Raw genomic sequence first — 19,850 nt, 5'->3', positions numbered from 1 at the left:
ATTACTTTACTTCAGCGACTGGAGCGGTGTTGCTCTCATCAGACTTGCCGCCAAGGAAAGCCTTGATGTTGCGGGCCGCCTGACGAATGCGCTGTTCGTTTTCAACGAAGGCCAGACGAATGTACTGGTCGCCGTATTCACCGAAGCCAACGCCTGGAGCCACGGCAACGCCGGTCTCACGAACCAGAAGCTTTGCAAACTCGAGCGAACCGAGGTGCGCATATTTTTCTGGAATTGGTGCCCAAGCGAACATGGTCGCCTTTGGCACAGGAATATCCCAACCAGCACGGCCAAAGCTCTCGACCATAACGTCGCGGCGGCTCTTGTAGATCTTACGCACGTCTTCAATGACATCGTCCGAACCATTGAGCGCAGCGACTGCTGCCACCTGGATCGGCGTGAATGCACCGTAGTCGAGGTAGGATTTTACGCGGGCAAGAGCGGCGATGAGGCGTTCGTTACCGACGGCAAAGCCAACGCGCCAACCTGGCATCGAATAAGTCTTCGACATCGAGGTGAATTCAGCGGTGATGTCTATCGCGCCCGGAACCTGCAGAACCGACGGAGGTGGTTCGCTTTCGTCGAAGAAGATTTCCGAATAGGCCAAATCCGACAGAATGAAGATGTCGTGCTCTTTGCAGTATTTTACGACTTCAGCGTAAAAATCGAGCGTCGCGGTGTAGGCGGTCGGGTTCGCTGGGTAGTTCAGAACCAATGCGATCGGCTTAGGGATCGAGTGGCGCACAGCGCGATCAAGCGAGCGCATGAAATCTTCATTAGGATCAGCAGGCATGGAGCGGACAACGCCGCCAGCCATGATGAAACCGAACGAGTGAATTGGATAGGTCGGGTTTGGCACCAGAACCACGTCACCCGGAGCGGTGATGGCCGAAGCCATATTGGCAAAGCCTTCCTTCGAACCCAAGGTTGCAACAACCTGAGTGTCCGGGTTCAGCTTCACGCCAAAGCGACGCTCATAATAGTTTGCCTGGGCGCGGCGCAGGCCGGGAATGCCACGCGAAGTGGAATAGCGGTGGGTGCGCGGATCGTTGACCGTTTCCTTGAGCTTATTAACAATACGCTCAGGGGTCGGCATATCTGGATTGCCCATGCCCAGATCGATGATGTCTACGCCATCGGCGCGCAGCTTGGCCTTAATCGGGTCAATGTGAGCAAAAACGTAGGGCGGGAGACGACGGATGCGATGGAATACTTCGCTCATGGGGTCCTCGTGGTCTTTTCGACCGAAACAGGTCGCGACGCGCTCACAGGCAGCAGACCTCTGTATAGGAGATCAATTATCGCGGAATTGTGGTTCTGAATGGGTTAAGAGTCCGCTCGGCGGACCTCGACAAATTCTATTCGGCTCTTCCCGGCCAGCTCGTGGCCATTGGGAAGAGCTATCGGGCGCTCGCCTTAGCGACCGCAACGGCCGCCACAATATTGCCGGTGAGCGCAGCTCCAAACCATGCAACAGTGAACGGAGACGCCATGTCTCTTGCCCTTCGGAAACGACTTCTGGTACCACGTCGACGCGTGACCAAGCTTTCATAAGTTGTCCGACCGTGCTTGTAAATGCCGTAGAGGCGCTACAATTATGTCTGACCCAAGGGTTATCGGCCGGAATTATTCAGGTAGGTGCATGAAGAAGCGTATCGCTATCGCAACCATAGGCACCTCGGGCGACGTTCGCCCTTATCTCGCGCTTGCGCTGGAATTGAAGCAAGCCGGCCATGATGTGATTCTGGGCACTAACGCCGACTTTCAGCACCTTGTGGAAAGCCACGGCATCGAATTCTGCAATCTTGGAACGCGTATTCAGGACTGGTTGAACGACAGCCGGTTCGACGACGCGGTCAGCAAGATGAAGATTCACCAGTTCCCTCAGATCCTGCGCAAGGGTCAGGCGCTGGTCGAAACTGCTGCCCGCAATGCCTGGACCATGGCGCAGGGCGCCGACGCGATTGTGGTCAATATCAACACCAGCTTTGGGATCGATATTGCCGAAGCGCTGAACATCCCAGTCATCATGACGGCGATGCAGCCGCTGAACCCAACGCGCGAATTCCCGATTAGCGCCTACGAAATTCCTGATCTCGGAGCGACGTTCAATAAGCTCTCCTATATCTCGATGAACTTCCAGCAGGCCTATTTTGACCTGCCGCGCGATCGTTTGCGCAAGGAACTCATGGGTCTCGGACCGCGCAAGAAGGGCGGGCTGTTTAAGGACAGCCTCGGCAATAATCTGCCGACGCTTTACACTTATTCCTCGCTGGTTTCCCCGCGCCCGCGGGATTGGCCGCAGACGGCGGTTGTGACGGGCTTTTGGTTCCTCGACGACCGCACAGGCTGGAAACCATCAGCAGAACTGCAAGCGTTTCTCGATGCGGGCCCTGCCCCGGTTTACATCGGCTTTGGTTCAATGCCGTTTGGATCGGATCGCAATACGGAAATTCTGCGCGGCGCGATCAACCTCTGGGGCGGTCGGGCAATCGTTTCGCGCGGCTGGGGCGGCATCAACACCGACAATTTGCCGGATACCGTCTTTGCGGTCGATGAAGCCCCACACGACAAGCTCTTCCCCCTTTGCTCGGCAGTCGTGCACCACGGTGGCGCCGGAACCACGGCTGTGGGGCTGCGCGCAGGTCGTCCGACCTTCACCGTGCCGCAGGCATATGACCAGCGCTATTGGGGCCGTCGCGTGCGCGCCTTGGGCTGCGGCCCAGCGCCGATCCGTCAACGCGAGATGACACAAGAAAAGCTCGCTGACGCGCTGCATGAAGTCACGAGCAATAAGCAAATGGCCATTAACGCACGCAACATCGGCGAAGCGTTAAACCAGGAAAACGGGCTAGAAACCTCGGTGACCTTTATCGAGGCGACGATCGCTGCCGCAGCTGCGGGTGCACGTCGGTTTCCACGGCCCAGCAAGCTCTGAGCTAAGAGCCTATCACTAAAATTGCCAACAGCGCCTCCTTTGGGACGGCGCTGTTTTCGTTTTGAAACAATGCACTAGCGATTGTCTCTCAGACATTGATTCCGAACCAGAAACAAAAATGGCGACCCGAAGGTCGCCATTTTAAAAGTTTGGTCTGCGGCCCGATTAGTGGGTCACGCCGAGCGCTGCTTCGTCAGAAGTGTCAGTGGTCTTGACCACTGGCTGTTCGTCGAAGTTCCACTCGATTGCCTCAGGCTTGCGCACCAGAGCATGCTCGATGACTTGATCCATCCGACTCACAGGAATGATTTCCATGCCCTGCTTGACGATGTCCGGGATCTCGACGAGATCGCGAACGTTCTCTTCTGGGATCAGCACGGTCTTGATGCCACCACGGAGTGCCGCAAGGAGCTTTTCCTTGAGCCCGCCGATTGGAAGCACGCGACCACGCAGCGTGATTTCACCCGTCATGGCAACGTCATTGCGAACCGGAATGCCGGTCATGACCGAAACGATTGCGGTTGCCAGACCGATACCGGCCGATGGGCCATCCTTCGGGGTTGCCCCTTCTGGCAGGTGGACGTGGATATCGCGCGTGTCGAACATCGGCGGCTTAATGCCGAAGTCGATGCAGCGGGACTTCACATAGGCCTGTGCCGCAGTCAGCGATTCCTTCATCACTTCCTTGATGTTACCGGTGACCGACATGCGGCCCTTACCCGGCGTCATCACGCCTTCAATGGTCAGCATTTCGCCACCAACCGAAGTCCACGCCAGACCAGTCACCAGACCGACCTGTGCTTCCGCTTCGATTTCGCCGTGCTTGAAGACCAGCGGGCCGAGATATTCGGTCAGCTTTTCATCATCGATGGTGATCGACTTGACCTTCTTGCGCACGATGTCGGTGACAGCCTTACGCATCAGCTTGGAGATTTCACGCTTGAGGTTACGGACGCCAGCTTCACGGGTATAACCGCGAATAACCTTCATCAGCATCTCATCGGAGAGAATGAACTCACCGTGCGCCACGCCATTTTCCTTCGCAGCCTCTGGAAGCAGGTGCTGCTTAGCAATCGCGTGCTTTTCCTCTTCGGTGTAGCCGGAGAGGCGGATGATCTCCATACGGTCCATCAGAGGACCTGGAATGTTGAGCGTGTTCGAGGTCGTCACGAACATCACGTCCGAAAGGTCGAAATCGACTTCCAGATAGTGGTCCGAGAACGAGTTGTTCTGTTCGGGATCGAGCACTTCAAGCAGAGCCGACGACGGGTCGCCCCGGAAGTCCTGGCCCATCTTGTCGATTTCATCGAGCAGGAACAGTGGGTTGTTCTTACCCACCTTCTTGAGCGACTGGATGATCTTGCCCGGCATGGAGCCGATATAGGTACGACGGTGCCCACGGATTTCGGCTTCATCGCGCACGCCGCCTAGGGCCATGCGGACGAACTCACGGCCTGTAGCCTTAGCAATCGACTTGCCCAACGAGGTTTTACCGACGCCCGGAGGACCAACGAGACAGAGGATCGGCCCCTTCAACGTGCCTGTACGCGCCTGAACAGCCAGATACTCGAGAATGCGTTCCTTGACCTTTTCGAGGCCATAGTGATCCGCGTCGAGAACCTTCTCGGCAATAGCCAGGTCGCGCTTGACCTTGCTCTTCTTGCCCCAAGGCAGGCCGAGCAGCGTATCGAGATAGTTGCGAACGACTGAGGCTTCCGCCGACATCGGGCTCATCGCCTTAAGCTTCTTGATTTCGCCTTCGGCCTTAGCCTTGGCTTCCTTGGAAAGCTTAGTCTTGGCAACGCGGTCTTCGAGCTCAGCGACTTCGTTGGCACCTTCTTCGCCATCGCCCAGCTCGCGCTGGATCGCCTTCATCTGCTCGTTCAGGTAGTACTCGCGCTGGGTCTTCTCCATCTGGCGTTTTACACGCGAGCGGATGCGCTTTTCGACCTGAAGGACGCCGATTTCGCCTTCCATGAGAACGATGATCTTCTGCAAGCGTTCGATAACGCTGACCATCTGCAGAAGCTCTTCCTTCTCAGGAATCTTGATGACGAGGTGGCTCGCAATTGTATCGGCCAGCTTGCTAGCGTTTTCGATCTGACCAACAGCGGCAACGACTTCAGCTGAAATCTTCTTGTTCAGCTTGACGTAATTTTCGAACTCGGACTGAGCCGAGCGCGACAGCGCTTCAATTTCGGTGGCGTCTTCGACTGGCTCTTCCAGCACAGACGCTTCGGCTTCGAAATAGTCTTCTGTCTGCAAATACTGGTCGATGCTGGCGCGGCTGAGCCCTTCCACCAGTACCTTAACGGTACCATCGGGGAGCTTGAGCAACTGCAGCACAGTGGCAATCGTGCCAGTAGGATAAATCTGGTCTGGCGCCGGATCGTCGTCCTGCGCGTTCTTCTGCGTCACGACAAGGATATGCTTGTCGTCGCGCATAACTTCTTCCAGCGCCTTGACCGATTTCTCACGGCCAACGAACAGCGGCACAATCATGCCTGGGAAGACGACGATGTCGCGCAGAGGGAGAACCGGATAAACCCGGTCCCGGCTGGTTTCGCCGGTGGAAGTAACTTCCGACATCACATTTCCTTTCCGAGGTGCGCCTGAGGCAGGCAAATGACGCACCCGTATTGCGACAACTCAACCAAACTAGGTTGGGCGATTTCCATTAATAAATAGGTTTAAGGAACGCTGTCGCAAGTGACCAATGACGCTTTTCTATCACATCTATGCCCTACGCACAGGAGATATGTCCGAGTACAGGGAACACTGATGTGCCTTGCATTCAGGCCGGGTGTATAGTTTCTGAACCGGAGCACAAGGAGCGCCCCATGACTGGCCCATTCCGACCCAAGCGCATCGACATTCTAGGGATCGCAACCGCGTCTGGCGCCTCAGTGAGAGGATGCGGCATGGGCCCTGACGCGCTCCGTGTCGCGGGCCTTGTGGAAGCCCTCATCGACCTTGACCACGAGGTTGCCGATTATGGCGACCTGAGGCGTTCTCAGCCAGAAGTCTCCACCAATCCATCCAGCACGCGCCTGCCCGAAGTGCGCAAGGCAGATGTGCTGGATTTGGCGGCTCGCACCAGCGACGCTGGCTTTGCAATTTTGCAGGCTGGGAATACCCCGGTCTTTTTAGGTGGCGACCACTCGATCGCAATCGGAACGGTGTCGGCCGTCGCCCGCCACTGCGCGACAACGGGCCGACCTGTGCATGTGTTGTGGATTGACGCCCACGCGGACTACAACACGCCCGTAACCTCCCCTACCGGCAATCTGCACGGCATGCCGCTGGCGCTGCTCTGTGGCGAGCCAGAGTTTGACGAGAGTTTTAAAGGCGACTGGCTCGGTCGGATTGAGCCTCGCAATGTGACGATTTTTGGTGCGCGGTCTGTGGATCGCGATGAACGGCGGCTGGTGCAAGCGCGCGGTGTCGATGTGGTCGATATGCGCCGTCTGGATCAGCTTGGTATCGTTGCTGCTATGCAAAAAGTTATCGACAAGGCGAATATTGCGGGAGCGCATCTGCACGTCAGCTTTGACGTCGACAGTCTCGACCCCTCGGTTGCTCCGGGTGGTGGCACGCTGGTGCCGGGGGGCCTCACCTATCGTGAGGCGCATTTGATGATGGAAATGATCCACGACAGCGGCGTTATGGGGTCGCTCGATGTTGTGGAGCTGAACCCGTTCCTCGATGAAGGCGGGAAAAGCGCCACGGTTCTCGTGGATTTGGTCGCCAGCCTCTTTGGGCGATCCATAATGGGCGAAGAGCCTGGGCCGATGGAGTTTGTGACGGGGGAAGAGGGCTAGGCACCACACACTCACCCACTGCCCTCTCCAAGCCGTCATCCCCGGGCTTGTCTCGGGGATCGAGACTGACGCGCCATAGCAATGGATTGCCCGGTCGAGCCGGGCAATGACGGGGGATGGGGTGCAGGAACCGGCAGGGGACCTTTACCCAAAAACAAAAAGGCCTCCCCGAAGGGAGGCCTTTTCCAATTCGTAGGCGGGGAAGCTTAGGCGGTTGCCGGGGCTTCTTCCTTGGCCTTGTCGGAGTAGATGTAGAGCGGACGAACGTCCTTGCCCTTGACCACTTCTTCCGAGATGACGATTTCCTGGACGCCTTCGAGGCTTGGCAGGTCGTACATGGTGTCGAGCAAAATGCCTTCCATGATCGAGCGCAGGCCACGAGCACCGGTCTTGCGTTCGATTGCCTTCTCCGCGATCGCCTTGAGAGCGTCTTCGTGGAAGGTCAGTTCAACTTCTTCCATCTGGAAGAGGCGCTGATACTGACGAACGAGTGCATTCTTCGGTGCAGTCAGGATTTCGAGCAGTGCCGGAACGTCGAGATCTTCGAGCGTTGCCAGAACTGGCAGACGACCGATGAACTCTGGGATCAGGCCGAAGCGAACCAGATCTTCTGGCTCAACATCCGCCAGGATCTTGCCGACGCGACGATCGTTTGGATCCTTGACGACAGCGTTAAAGCCGATGCCGGAACCTTCACCGCGAGCGGAGATGATCTTTTCAAGGCCCGCAAACGCGCCACCACAGATGAACAGAATGTTCGTGGTGTCGACCTGCAGGAATTCCTGCTGCGGGTGCTTACGGCCGCCCTGCGGAGGCACGGAGGCAACGGTGCCTTCCATGATCTTGAGAAGAGCCTGCTGTACGCCCTCGCCCGACACGTCGCGAGTGATCGAAGGATTGTCCGACTTGCGGGAAATCTTGTCGACTTCGTCGATGTAGACGATGCCGCGCTGCGCCTTTTCAACGTTGTAGTCAGCAGCCTGAAGCAGCTTCAGGATGATGTTTTCAACGTCTTCACCAACGTAACCGGCTTCGGTCAGCGTGGTGGCGTCAGCCATGGTGAACGGCACATCGAGAATACGAGCCATGGTCTGCGCGAGCAGAGTCTTACCCGAACCCGTCGGGCCGATCAGCATGATGTTGGACTTGGAAAGTTCAACATCCTGATTCTTCTGCGCGTGGTGCAGGCGCTTGTAGTGGTTGTGGACAGCCACGGAGAGCACGCGCTTAGCGCGGTACTGGCCGATGACGTAATCATCGAGCACCTTGCAGATTTCTGCAGGGGTCGGCACGCCCTCGGAGGACTTGACCATAGAGGTCTTGTTCTCTTCGCGGATGATGTCCATGCACAGCTCGACGCATTCATCGCAGATGAACACGGTCGGACCGGCGATTAGCTTCCGAACTTCGTGCTGCGACTTTCCGCAGAACGAGCAGTAAAGCGTGTTCTTGGACGTTTCGCCGTTTGTTGTCTCTTTGGACATCAGTCACTCCCGGAGACTCATCGCCCCCAAAATCAAGCATTCGCCTTTAAGGCTAACGCTCAAGGCATAAAGAAAGTCTAAGCCGAAACAACCTTAAAGGTCGCTTCGGCTATGCGCAATTGCACCAGGATCACACTCCACGGCGCATTGGTTTAGTGCTTAACGCACCAAACCTTAGATGGCAGCGTCTGGAACAACGCGCTTTTCAAGCACGGTGTCGATCAAACCCATTGCCTTGGCTTCTTCTGGCGACAGGAAGTTGTCGCGTTCGAGAGCCTTTTCGATCTGGTCGTAAGTCTGACCAGTGTGTTTCTCGTAAATCTGGTTCAGGCGACGCTTCAGGCCTTCAACTTCCTTGGCGTGGATCATGATGTCAGTGACCTGACCCTGGAAACCACCGGAAGGCTGGTGAACCATGATGCGCGAGTTTGGCAGCGCTGTACGCATGCCAGCCTCACCCGCTGCGAGCAGGAGCGAACCCATGGAGCATGCCTGACCCATAACCATGGTCGCAACCGCAGGGCGGATGAACTGCATGGTGTCGTAGATCGACAGGCCCGAGGTCACAACACCGCCCGGGGAATTGATGTAGAGCGCGATTTCCTTCTTCGGGTTTTCCGATTCAAGGAAAAGCAGCTGCGCGACGATCAGCGAGGCCATGTTGTCCTCGACCGGACCGGTCACGAAAATGATGCGCTCGCGCAGCAGGCGCGAGTAAATGTCGAACGCGCGTTCGCCACGATTGGATTGCTCGACGACCATCGGAACGAGCGTGTTGGTCAGAATATCGTGCGGATCCCGCATGTGTAGCCCCTTGGCTCCCCGAATGGGTGAGCGGTTTTAGTTCACCTCTGGTCCCTTACGCGCACCGGACAGGACCATAACGTGACAAAGAAACGAATCGGCGCGTTTGAAGCCGATTGCATTCGATTTGCCCTTAACGCGCGGTAAAGGCAGAGATAGGCACCCATAGGGCAAGCTTCAATAGGAAGCACGCCCTATGATGCAGAACGGTAAATAGGCGCAAATTTATCAGCTGAAGCTGACAGCTACGCCCTTCTTTTTGAAGTAGGACTGCATCAGCTTGCGACCCTGACGGTTCGGCTGGGGAAGCTTGGCTGTTTCAAACACTGCTTCCTTGACGCCTTCATGGGCCATAGCGGCCTTGAGCGCTGCAATCTGCAGGTCCAAGTCTTCGTTGTCGTTCTTGATCGATGCCAGTACGGCGTCAATCGCGGCAGAGACGGTGATATCGCTCACTTGTCCAGAATCCTCAGTCGTATTTGCTCCTTCAAGACATGATTGCGAGGCAAATGCCAAGCCCTCTATGTTCACAGTGGCTTTTGAAAGGCTCGGTGTTTGCGGGCAAACTGGCATGCAAGAAGTGGATTTGCTTTGTCGCAAGAGCGCCTTAAGCTGGGCCATCGTATGAAAGTCCCGACCCATGGCCTCCATTCTTCAAGTTCGACCAGTCACCGATGTCCCCGCCCATTTGCGGGCGAGTGCCAAGCCACAAGACCCCGCATTCTTCCAGAACCCCTACCCGTTTTATGCTGAACGACACGCCACGAGCCCGTCGTTCTTCTGGGAGGAATATGGCCACTGGTGCTTTGCGGACTTTAAAACCGTCAGCCTACTTATGCGCGACAAGCGCTTCGGCCGCGACATTCTGCATGTGGCAACGCGCGAAGAAATTGGCCTCGAACCGCCAAAAGCGCACACAGCAGACTTCGATCTGACCGAAAAATACTCGCTGCTCAATCTCGAAGCCCAAGCGCACACGCGCCTGCGCACGCTGGTGAACCGCGCGTTCGTCTCCCGCCAGGTAGAGGCCTTGCGTCCGCGCATTCGCCAGCTGGCCAACGACATGATCGATAAGTTTGAGGGCCAAGACAGCGTTGACCTGATTAAAGCTTTTGCCGCCCCTATTCCGGCAATCATCATCGCCGAGATGATTGGCCTACCTGCGGAAATGGCACCCAAGCTGCTCGAGTGGTCCAACCGTATGGTGACCATGTACATGTACAATGTGACCATGGACACCGAGCTCGACGCCAATCAGGCGGCTAAGGAATTTACCAAGTATTTGCGCGGGGTCATCGCTGAACGTCGTAAGGAGCCCAAGGCGGACCTCCTCAGCCACATGCTGACGTCAGACCGCGATGGCGACGTTCTGATCGAAGATGAGGTCATGTCGACCGCCATTCTTCTGCTCAATGCCGGTCACGAAGCGACCGTGCACACGACGGGCAATGGAGTAAAATCCATCCTCGAGAGCGGTCTTGATCCCAAAACGTTGTTCGCAACGCCAGAGCAGACGGAAAAGACGGTGGAAGAATGCCTGCGCTATGACGCGCCGCTGCATTTGTTCACCCGCTACACACTGGGTAACGACACGGAGCTGAACGGCATCCCCCTGCGCAAGGGTGATGTGGTCGGCATGATGTTGGGCGCGGCGAACCGTGATCCGGTACGTTTCGCTAACCCGAACACTTTTGATCCCTTCCGGACTGATGGCGCGAACGTGTCGTTTGGCGCGGGCATTCACTTCTGCATCGGAGCGCCGCTCGCGCGTATCGAGTTGCAGGAGGCCATGAGCGTGCTTTTCGAGCGCCTACCGAATTTGCGCATCGCTGAAGAGCCAAAGTATGGAGACGTTTACCACTTCCACGGCCTCACGAAGCTCATGGTGAGCTGGAAGTAGTTCAAGCGCTAATAGTACCAGAAGTCGAAACGCGTGCAAAAACAAAGGGGAGGCCCAAAAGCCTCCCCTTCTGATTCAGGATGATGTGCCGCGCTTATTCTGCGGCAACGGCGTCTGCATCGAGGTCTTCGATGGTTTTGCCATTGTCGTAGACAGACTGATTGAGGATGCCCTGACGTTTAGCAACGATGGTCGGGACCAAAGCCTGCCCAGCCACGTTGACCGCTGTGCGGCCCATGTCGAGGATCGGGTCAATCGCCAGCAACAGACCAACGCCTTCCAGCGGCAGACCAAGGGTCGATAGGGTCAAGGTCAGCATGACGGTCGCGCCGGTCAGGCCAGCCGTCGCCGCCGAACCGATCACCGAAACGAACACGATGAGCAGGTAGTGTTCCAGACCGAGCGAGATGCCGAAGAACTGCGCGACAAAGATTGCGGAGATCGCCGGATAAATCGCAGCACAACCATCCATCTTAGTGGTCGCGCCTAGAGGCACAGCGAAGGAGGCATACTCACGCGGAACGCCGAGGCTCTTTTCCGTCACACGCTCTGTGACGGGCAATGTGCCGATGGACGAACGTGACACGAAGGCAAGCTGAATAGCAGGCCAAGCGCTCTGGAAGTAACGGATGGGGTTGAGGCCATTGACCTGCAACAGAACCGGATACACGACAAAGAGCACGAGGAAGAGACCGATGTAGATGGCAGCGGCATACCAGCCGAGTTGCGCCAGCGCGTCCCAACCATAGACCGCCACAGCATTGCCCAGAAGGCCAATGGTGCCGATGGGGGTCAGGCGAATGACCCACCACAGTACCTTGTGGATGATCTTGAGGAAGGACCGATTGAACGCAAGGAACGCATCAGCAGCGGGGCCAACACGTAGCGCAGCAATACCCACAACGATCGAGACAATCAGGATCTGCAGAACGTTAAAGTTAAGGCTGGTCGTCGCGCCAGCGTCGGTGACGCGGGTTGATGCCTGCAAACCAATGAAGTTGGACGGGATGAGGCCCTTCAAGAAATCGAGCCAGGAACCCGTCGACGAAGGCGCGCGAGCCGCTTCTGCGGCGACTGCAGTGTTCACACCCGGCTGAATGATCAGACCAAGCGCGATGCCGATGGCGACAGCAATGAGGGCAGTAATGGCGAACCACAGAAGCGTCTGCCAGACGAGCTTAGCAGCGTTGTTGAGCTCACGCAGATTGGCAATGGAGGCCACAATGGCGGTGAACACCAGAACAGGCACCAGAGCGCGCAGCAGCGACACAAAGGAGGAGCCGACGGTGGACAGTGTAACAGTGAGCCAGTTCGCGCCGCCGGCGGCGTCTGGCCCCATGTTGCGGGCGATAAAGCCCAGGATGAGGCCAATCACCATGGAGATGAGAACCTGGACACCGAAATTGGTGTACCAAGGCTTTGGTGCGCGAGAGGTGACGCCTGACGATAATGAGGTGGGCATTTTCTTTCTTCCCCAAAGAACGGCATCGCCCGAGTTGTGAGCAACTTGCCTAGTAATTGGCCAGACTCTACGCCTGTGAGTTACGAAACGCAGCGAATGGCGTTTCATTTCCTTCGGGGAGAGAAGTTTTTTCTACTCGCTTAATGCGATCGCGCCGAAAACAGTATCAAGAGCGGCGCGTGAGCAAAGTCAGTATACCCGCCACCAATGGCAGGACGAGGAAAACTGCCGAGATAGTCAGGATTAAGGCCCCCGGCCCCGGATTTGACCACGCCGCATAGCCGAGGCTCACAGCGCCGAGCGCACTGACGAGTGCGGAACCACGATGCACAATCACCCACGCACGATCCGAAACGACGCGCCACGGCATTCGCAAGCCGCCGTAGCTGTGACGCTCTGCTTCAAACAGCATTGCCGCCAGCACCATAAGTGCTGCTGCACACAAGCCCGCAGTTACACGAAAGAAATCAAGGTCTGACCCTATCCCCATGAGCAACAAGCCAAGCTGACATCCCGCGATGACCATCAAGATCAACCGGATAGCAGGCTCTAAAATATGCTGAGTTTTGGCAAAATGGTTTTTCGTAAACGCGCGACCAAGGAGAAAGAACCCCAGCATAATGACGAGTTGGATCGCCGGCGGAGTGAGCAGTGCAAGATTGCGCGGCCACAGCCAATCGGCGGTGCTGCGTGTGAAATGCGCGGGGAATAGAAACGTTTCAGGAATCTGCAGATAGCCGACCGCCGCTATCGCGACCGTGACGCCAAAAACCAAGAGATGGAAGCGAGTAATAAGAGACTGCATGATGGGCTATATAGCGATGCCCCGCGCAATTGGGAGGGGCGCACGAAGAATAATGCGCTGTCCTCTACCGCCACAACCGCGCAAAAGAAAAGGGCCGGTTTCCCGGCCCTTTCCCAAATACAGAATCCGTAGCGATTAACGCTTGGAGAACTGGAAGGACTTACGGGCTTTCGCCTTACCGTACTTCTTACGTTCAACAACACGGCTATCACGGGTCAGGAAGCCACCCTTCTTCAGAACGCTACGCAGGGTAGGTTCGAAGTAGGTGAGAGCCTTGGAGATGCCGTGACGAACAGCACCAGCCTGACCGGACAGACCACCACCGGCAACGGTGACGTTCACGTCGTACTGGTCCAGACGCTCGGTCGCAACGATTGGCTGCTTGACGATGAGCTGGAGAACTGGACGAGCGAAGTACTTGGAGAACTCACGACCGTTGATGGTCAGAGTGCCCTTGCCTGGCTTGATCCATACGCGAGCGACAGCGTTCTTACGCTTGCCGGTTGCATAGGCGCGGCCGAGGCTGTCGAGCTTCTGAACGTGAACCGGAGCAGTGTTAACAGCCGGAGCGACTGCTGCAGTGCCGAGATCTTCGAGAGAATTGATGGTTTCGGCCATGTTACTTCACCCGTGCATTCTTGGGGTTCATCGCAGCAACATCCAGCGTAGCTGGGTTCTGTGCGACGTGTGGGTGCTCGGAACCAGCGTAAACGCGGAGGTTCTTGAGCTGAGCGCGGGTGAGCGGGCCACCTGGCATCATGCGGCGAACAGCGTTTTCAAGAACGCGGTTCGGGAAGCGACCTTCGAGCAGCTGACGTGCAGTGCGGTCCTTGATGCCACCAGCAAAGCCGGTGTGCCAGTAGAAGCGGTGCTGGTCGAGCTTGCGGCCAGTGAGCTTTACCTTGTCGGCATTGATGACGATGATATTGTCACCCATGTCCATGTGTGGGGTAAAGGTTGGCTTGTGCTTGCCGCGCAGGCGCGATGCAATGATCGAAGCAAGGCGACCCACGACGAGGCCTTCGGCGTCGATCAGGATCCACTGCTTTTCGATATCGCTCGGTTTTGCCGAGAACGTTGTCATAATCGAATTCCCTAGATTCAGGAGGCCAATTCCGCGCACGGATGGCCGTTTCGTGGCGGGTTTAAGAGGGATTCCCTCACCCGTCAAGAGCCTTTAAAAAGCTCAACAAAAACAACAGGTTAGAACTGCGGTATTATATTACCGCAGTTCTTCGTGTTGTTATCGGGCGCGACGCATATCAGCCAAATAGAGCACGATAGCGCCTGCCAGAATAAAGGCGAGACCCTGATGCGCGACAGCCAGATCGATCTGAATGTCCGACAGGAGTGTCGCAATACCGAGGGCGACTTGAGCGAGAACGAGCACGCCAATGCGGATTAGCCAAGTGTGCACGCCAGCGAAACCACCGTCCTTGGCACGACGCCAGATCAGGAAACCAACGAAGGCTGTGATCAGATAGGCGATGTTGCGGTGATTGAACTGAACAGTCAGAGCGTTCTCAAAGAAGTTCTTCCAAACCGGATCCATCACGAAGAGGCCGTTCGGAATGATCGAGCCATCCATGAGTGGCCAAGTCTGATAGCCCTTCCCCGCATCCATACCGGCGACAAACGCACCCGCAGCGATCTGCAAGACAAGGACGAGCAGCAGAGCAATCGTCGTCACCCAGTTAAAGCTGCTGACGTGTCCAAGTGTACGTCCGGGTGTGATCGTCCGTGCAACATAGAGCAAGGCGTAGAGCAGCACGCCAGCGGCGGACAAGTGCGCCGCTAGGCGATACTGAGATACCGAGGTCAGCTCAGACAGGCCCGAGGACACCATCCACCAGCCAAGGAAGCCCTGGAAACCGCCCAAAAGGAACAGACCGAAAAGCGGCAGAGCAAGGTCTTTGGAAAAGCGCTTCTGAGCCAAGAACACAACAAATGGGATCAGGAAGACGAACCCGAGCGCGCGCGCCAAAAGACGGTGGAACCATTCCCAGAAAAAGATCAGCTTGAAATCATCCAAGCTCATCCAATGATTGATGACCGTGTATTGCGGGATCTGCTTATAGGCTTCGAACTCCGCTTCCCAATCGGCTTGGGTCAATGGAGGAATTACACCCGCGACGACATTCCAGCTTGTGATCGACAGACCAGACTCGGTGAGGCGGGTGATGCCGCCCACAACGACAATCAGCAGCACGAATGCCGCCATGCCATAAAGCCAAATACGCACCGGGCGGAGGCGGTCGGCCGCAAAGCTCACTTTGCCCGGGGCCGCATCTTGCATGAAGGTCACGACGCTAATTTCCAGTATCAGTTAAGGTGCGGGAGTGGTAATCCCCCCGCGACATTATCGCAACAGACCGGATGCCGCATATGAGTCAGCGTAACCGCAAGTTGATTGGCGCATTTTTGCTGGTCATTTCCATCGCTGGATGGGCCGTTTTGGGCACTTGGGGCTATCTACTCTTGCCTGAAGGGCTGCCGGGGCTAGTGCTGATCATCTATTTTATTTTTGCGGGCATGGGTTGGACGATCCCAGCAATGATTCTCATTCGCTGGATGGCCAAGCCCAATCCCCTGCCCCAACGCTAACCCGATATCCGGCCCAACTGGGTGAACAGCCCGCCACTGGCGAAGACGTCGGCATACCGCTTTTGTTGAAACAGCCCATTGAGTGACACCCGCGGCAACGCCGTGGGTGTTTTGCGATGATGAGGATAAAGACCGCCGGGTCGCGTCGTCACGCCCGAGGTGAACCCCAGCTGCGCGACAAGTTCAAACTCCCTCTCCCCGCAAGAAAGCGGCCCGCCGAGGGGATAAGAGAAATGTTTCGGCCGCTGGCCAAGGCGCTGCTCTAACGCGGTCACCGACTCGACAATTTCAGCGCGTGCTTGCTCCAACGGCAGTTTGGCCAATTCATAGTGGTTGACCGTGTGCGCCCCGATCGTTGCCAGTGGGTGATTGGCCACCTGCTTGATCTCGTCCCAACCCATGATTTCTGCGCGACATTGGGCTGAGAGGTCATAGCCGTAATTGGCAGTGAATTCCGCCAGCAGCGCCAGTCGCTCCGTTTCCGGCATTTTGCGCATATGCCAATAGAGCTGATTGAAAGCGGTGTGCTTTTCTTTTGTTGAGCGAGAAGGGAGAACGACGGCACCCGCGGGGCCTTGGAACCGAACCTCCCCTGCCTTGCCGATTATGTCCTCGATAGCTTGCCACCAGAGCTGCCCGCCGCCCGAAGGAAATGCGGTCGGCACATAAAGCGTGAATGGGGTGCGGGCGGCCTGCAGCACTGGGAGGGCATGGATCAAATTGTCCTTATAGCCATCGTCGAAAGTCAGCACGACAAATGTCGATTTGGCCCTCGGCATCGTGAGGCGATCCAGCGCCTCGTCCAAGTTTACAACCGGTATTTTGCGATCGGCCAGACGCTCGAGGCAGTAGGCGAGGAATTCCGGCTGCACCTGCAATATGCCGTTTGGCGCAAAAGCCTTTGGGGGCTGAGGCAGCACGCGATGCAGTGTCCAAATGACGCCCCGCGCGTCTGAAAACTGCTCGAACAACCTCGATGCGTTCGCGAGCCAAAGTGCCTCAAAAGCGGCACGGATCAAGGTGTATTTTAACGCCATAGTCAAACTGCCTAGGCTGCGACAGACTTGGTGACCGCAGCGACGTCCACTGAAGCGTATCCGGCCTCAAGCAGCTTTTGTCGGGCCACAAAGGCTGACGTCAATTCGCTATTGCGACCAACAACCAGAACCACACGCCCCCCCACTTGCGCAAAATCAGCAAGCAAGGACTGCGTCTTCGTTTCCCCAGTCAGGACGACGACGACCTCGTAGATATCCGTCAGGGCTTCAATCAATGTCACAGGACGCGGTGAGGTGCGATCGAGACCAGCGTGGCGACCCCAAGACACTTCTGCAAAGCTGTTATCGGCAGACTTCTGGACCACATCTCCGAAGCGCGCTTCGCCCAGAGTGAGATCGGACAGTCCCGGCGCGGCCGTAACCTTGCCAGACCCCGCATCAACCAGAGCCACACTTAGGCCCTTGGCAAGCGCATCCGCGACGAGAATTTCAGCAAGATGCTCACCACCCTCCTCGGCTCCGTGATCGGTCAGCAGAAGGAGATTGGTACGCCCCAAAACCAGATCAGCAACGAGTTCGTCATAACGGATCAGTCCCTTGTCGACGGGCTCAACGACAGGCTCAGCCGCATTGAAACCAAACCGCTCAACAGACGCATCCTCTACATGAGCAGGCGAAGCATCAGGAGCCATGTTCTGGTCTGTCTCGGCAAGAATCTTGCGCACCATTTCTTTGACATTTGCCAGATCCACACCGCCGGACTGCGATTGTTCCGCAGTTGCGATGGTCTCATCATCAGAAGCGGCTCCAGCGAGAACGGGCTGTTGCAGCGTAGCGATATGCTCTGCGAGATCGCCCCCGGTACTGCTATTGGGCTCGTCCGACGGGCGGGCTTGTTGGCCCCAAAGTTCCGGCCCTGCTCGCGACGACACAAGCGCGCGACCGGACATCAGCTCCCCAAAAATTGCCCCGCCGATTTGGCAGAAAATCGACACAAATGCGACCGCAGACATAATGAGAGCGGTCTTCGGCGCTGACGGGGAAGAAGCAGCAGCAGCAGCAGTTACGACACGGACGTCAGGCAATTCCGAGTTGATGTCGACCCGTGTTGACGAGGCGTTGTAGCGCAACAAATACGCTTCCAGCAGGTCGCGTTGCGACTTAGCCTCACGCTGCAAGCTATCAAGGGTCACAGTATCGATGGTTGCCGTCGACGCGGTGTTCTTGGCCGCTTCAAAGTCAGCACGCAGCCAGGCTTCTTGGTCGGTATAAATCTGCGCTTCGGCCTCTAGCGCGACGGCCATCCGCTGCGCTTCGGCACGGACCTGCGCATTGAGTTCGCCCATCTGAGCATTGAGAGCACGCATCGTTGGATGGCTGCTGAGGAGCGTTGCAGACCTCTGGGCCAATTCACTCTGAATGCGCGCCTTCTCTTGCGACAGTTGCTGCACGACGAGGGATGACTGAACGTCCACCAAACTCTCTACCGGCTGGTTACGCCCGATGACGTCACGGATCAGCGCAGCGCGTTTTTCAGCATTGCCACGCTGCTCCTGTGCCGCACTGATCTGCGACGCAATGGTCGACAGCCGCTGATCAAGCAGACTGGTGTTTCCCTGTCCTATGTAAAGGTCATTGGCGACTTTGAAGTCAGCGACCGCATGCTCGGCTTCACCGACGGACACCCGCAGGCGATCGATTTCCTCGAGTAGCCAACCGGACGTCTCGACATTATCGGAGAGGCTCAATCCCGCACGACGCTCAACATGCGCTTTCGCGATGGCATTGGCGATTTGGGCGGCCAACTGCGGATCACGCGACGAGACCGTTATCGCGATCACGGCGGACTGAGGCTGCTGCGACACGGATAAGCTAGCAGAAAGAGCTGATAAAACCTGTGCGTCGACGCTTTGTGGTGTTTCCGCGCGGCGAACGAGCTGCGGCAGCAAGGCACCGAGGTCAAAGCCACCTTCTTCAGCGCCACTAAATTCGGGCACCGAGCGCAAATCCAACTCATCAATTACCCGCATCAGAGTGTCAGGTGATTTGATGAGCTGTATTTGACTTGCCACCACACCGGCCGGGTTCGTGGCAAACATACTAAGCCGCGCATCACCCGAATTCTGTCCGGACGCACTCTGTCGCGGCTCCACAAGAACAGCCGCAGTACCTTCGTAAGTCCTTGGAACAAACATTAGAATTACGAATGTCACCGCGAGCAAAGCAAGTGTTACCGCGATAATTCGCGGCAACTTCCGACCTACTGCAGAGAGCAAGCCAGCAACGTTAATTCGCCCATCATCGATGACTGGTGACTCGTAAACCATTAGTGGACCCCAAATTCCTTGTTGGAATAGAGCGCCGTTACGATCAAAATTCAGTTAATCTTCTCGCGTTTTTACTAACACCTACTCGACGCTATCACTTTCTTAACCACGACAGAACATAAGTTCAAAGACAGAATAAGTAGGGTTAAGATGCGCTGCGCTCTCATTATTGCGTTGGTTTTGCCGGTTATGTTGGGCGCATGCACCACAACGCGCCCAACAGCCTATTCTGTTGAAACACGCGGCCCCTACCAACTAGACACGGGTGATACTGTTCGGGTGTCGGTTTACGGCGACCCCGAAATATCCAAAAGCTACCGTGTGGACGACAAGGGCGCCATTGCCTTCCCGCTTGTCGGCGCGGTTCAGGTCCGGGGCACCACAACAGAACAGGCGTCAAAGCGTCTCGCCTCGGCGCTCGCCAATGGCTACATGCGCAGCCCGGATGTGGCAGTTGAGGTCGAGCAATATCGCCCGTTCTATATTGCCGGCGAAGTGAAAACCTCCGGCCAATTTCCATATGTTTACGGCATGACAGCGCGCGCGGCGATCGCCACTGCCGGTGGTTTCACGCCCACCGCAGACCGAAACCAAGTGGTCGTCTATCGCCGCCAGGCCGACAAGATGGGCCGTAGCCCAGTACCACTGGACTTCCCGATTGCCCCCGGCGACACGGTGGTGGTTTCAGAGCGCTGGTTCTAAACAGA

General features: G+C 56.7%; 17 protein-coding genes. 5 read left to right on the top strand and 12 right to left on the bottom strand.

What is annotated here, in order from left to right:
• Position 1: 1 nt before the first annotated feature.
• Positions 2-1,222: an LL-diaminopimelate aminotransferase gene (locus H4N61_RS06115; RefSeq protein ID WP_169196121.1), complete on the bottom strand. Its 1,221-nt coding sequence runs from the start codon at positions 1,220-1,222 to the stop codon at positions 2-4.
• A gap of 420 nt (positions 1,223-1,642) precedes the next feature.
• Here H4N61_RS06115 and H4N61_RS06110 point away from each other — a divergent pair, with 420 nt between their 5' ends.
• A complete protein-coding gene (locus H4N61_RS06110; protein WP_169196120.1) occupies positions 1,643-2,938 on the top strand; it encodes a glycosyltransferase in 1,296 nt (431 codons plus the stop codon).
• A 165-nt stretch (positions 2,939-3,103) separates the two neighbouring features.
• Here the strand turns inward: H4N61_RS06110 and lon are convergent, their stop codons facing one another.
• Positions 3,104-5,527, bottom strand: a complete 2,424-nt coding sequence (gene lon / locus H4N61_RS06105) for an endopeptidase La (RefSeq protein WP_169196119.1) — start codon at positions 5,525-5,527, stop codon at positions 3,104-3,106.
• A 251-nt stretch (positions 5,528-5,778) separates the two neighbouring features.
• Between lon and rocF the strand changes: the two genes are divergently transcribed.
• Entirely contained in the window at positions 5,779-6,759 is a 981-nt protein-coding gene (gene rocF, locus H4N61_RS06100) for an arginase (RefSeq protein WP_182395380.1), read from the top strand.
• Positions 6,760-6,965: 206 nt separating this feature from the next.
• Here the strand turns inward: rocF and clpX are convergent, their stop codons facing one another.
• From clpX to H4N61_RS06085, 3 genes are all read right to left on the bottom strand, one after another.
• Positions 6,966-8,243 (bottom strand): ATP-dependent Clp protease ATP-binding subunit ClpX, encoded by a 1,278-nt coding sequence (clpX, locus tag H4N61_RS06095; RefSeq protein ID WP_169196117.1) that lies wholly within the window; start codon positions 8,241-8,243, stop codon positions 6,966-6,968.
• 174 nt (positions 8,244-8,417) lie between these two features.
• Positions 8,418-9,047 (bottom strand): ATP-dependent Clp protease proteolytic subunit, encoded by a 630-nt coding sequence (locus tag H4N61_RS06090; RefSeq protein WP_169196116.1) that lies wholly within the window; start codon positions 9,045-9,047, stop codon positions 8,418-8,420.
• Positions 9,048-9,275: 228 nt separating this feature from the next.
• Positions 9,276-9,503 carry a hypothetical protein gene (locus H4N61_RS06085; RefSeq protein WP_169196115.1) on the bottom strand — a complete coding sequence of 76 codons (228 nt, stop codon included), beginning with the start codon at positions 9,501-9,503 and terminating at the stop codon, positions 9,276-9,278.
• Between the two features lie 184 nt (positions 9,504-9,687).
• On the opposite strand from H4N61_RS06085, the gene H4N61_RS06080 reads away from it, so the two are divergent.
• Positions 9,688-10,947, top strand: a complete 1,260-nt coding sequence (locus H4N61_RS06080) for a cytochrome P450 (protein ID WP_169196114.1) — start codon at positions 9,688-9,690, stop codon at positions 10,945-10,947.
• A 94-nt stretch (positions 10,948-11,041) separates the two neighbouring features.
• On the opposite strand, the gene H4N61_RS06075 is transcribed toward H4N61_RS06080, so the two are convergent.
• The 5 genes from H4N61_RS06075 to H4N61_RS06055 all read right to left on the bottom strand — a co-directional run bounded on the left by H4N61_RS06075 (position 11,042) and on the right by H4N61_RS06055 (position 15,510).
• A complete protein-coding gene (locus tag H4N61_RS06075) occupies positions 11,042-12,409 on the bottom strand; it encodes a dicarboxylate/amino acid:cation symporter (protein WP_169196113.1) in 1,368 nt (455 codons plus the stop codon).
• Between the two features lie 166 nt (positions 12,410-12,575).
• Entirely contained in the window at positions 12,576-13,214 is a 639-nt protein-coding gene (locus H4N61_RS06070; protein WP_182395378.1) for a hypothetical protein, read from the bottom strand.
• A 135-nt stretch (positions 13,215-13,349) separates the two neighbouring features.
• Positions 13,350-13,832 (bottom strand): 30S ribosomal protein S9, encoded by a 483-nt coding sequence (gene rpsI / locus H4N61_RS06065; protein WP_169196111.1) that lies wholly within the window; start codon positions 13,830-13,832, stop codon positions 13,350-13,352.
• Between the two features lies 1 nt (position 13,833).
• Complete coding sequence (rplM, locus tag H4N61_RS06060; RefSeq protein WP_169196110.1) at positions 13,834-14,298, bottom strand: 50S ribosomal protein L13; 465 nt, start codon at positions 14,296-14,298, stop codon at positions 13,834-13,836.
• A gap of 159 nt (positions 14,299-14,457) precedes the next feature.
• Positions 14,458-15,510: a COX15/CtaA family protein gene (locus H4N61_RS06055; RefSeq protein WP_169196140.1), complete on the bottom strand. Its 1,053-nt coding sequence runs from the start codon at positions 15,508-15,510 to the stop codon at positions 14,458-14,460.
• A gap of 89 nt (positions 15,511-15,599) precedes the next feature.
• Between H4N61_RS06055 and H4N61_RS06050 the strand changes: the two genes are divergently transcribed.
• Complete coding sequence (locus tag H4N61_RS06050) at positions 15,600-15,818, top strand: DUF2842 domain-containing protein (RefSeq protein ID WP_169196109.1); 219 nt, start codon at positions 15,600-15,602, stop codon at positions 15,816-15,818.
• Here the strand turns inward: H4N61_RS06050 and H4N61_RS06045 are convergent.
• Together H4N61_RS06045 and H4N61_RS06040 are read right to left on the bottom strand one after the other, a co-directional pair.
• Positions 15,815-16,855, bottom strand: coding sequence for a polysaccharide deacetylase family protein (locus tag H4N61_RS06045; protein WP_169196108.1), 1,041 nt, complete (start codon positions 16,853-16,855; stop codon positions 15,815-15,817). The two genes, H4N61_RS06050 and H4N61_RS06045, sit on opposite strands and share 4 nt — an antisense overlap.
• Positions 16,856-16,866: 11 nt before the next feature.
• Complete coding sequence (locus H4N61_RS06040; RefSeq protein WP_182395376.1) at positions 16,867-19,143, bottom strand: GumC family protein; 2,277 nt, start codon at positions 19,141-19,143, stop codon at positions 16,867-16,869.
• A gap of 150 nt (positions 19,144-19,293) precedes the next feature.
• Between H4N61_RS06040 and H4N61_RS06035 the strand changes: the two genes are divergently transcribed.
• Positions 19,294-19,845 (top strand): polysaccharide biosynthesis/export family protein, encoded by a 552-nt coding sequence (locus H4N61_RS06035; RefSeq protein ID WP_182395374.1) that lies wholly within the window; start codon positions 19,294-19,296, stop codon positions 19,843-19,845.
• Positions 19,846-19,850 lie beyond the last annotated feature (5 nt).

Origin of the sequence: Devosia sp. MC521, assembly GCF_014127105.1 — a bacterium.
Lineage (GTDB): Bacteria > Pseudomonadota > Alphaproteobacteria > Rhizobiales > Devosiaceae > Devosia.
Note: the sequence above shows the minus strand (reverse complement) of the source record. Positions and strands in the feature narration are given on the sequence as shown.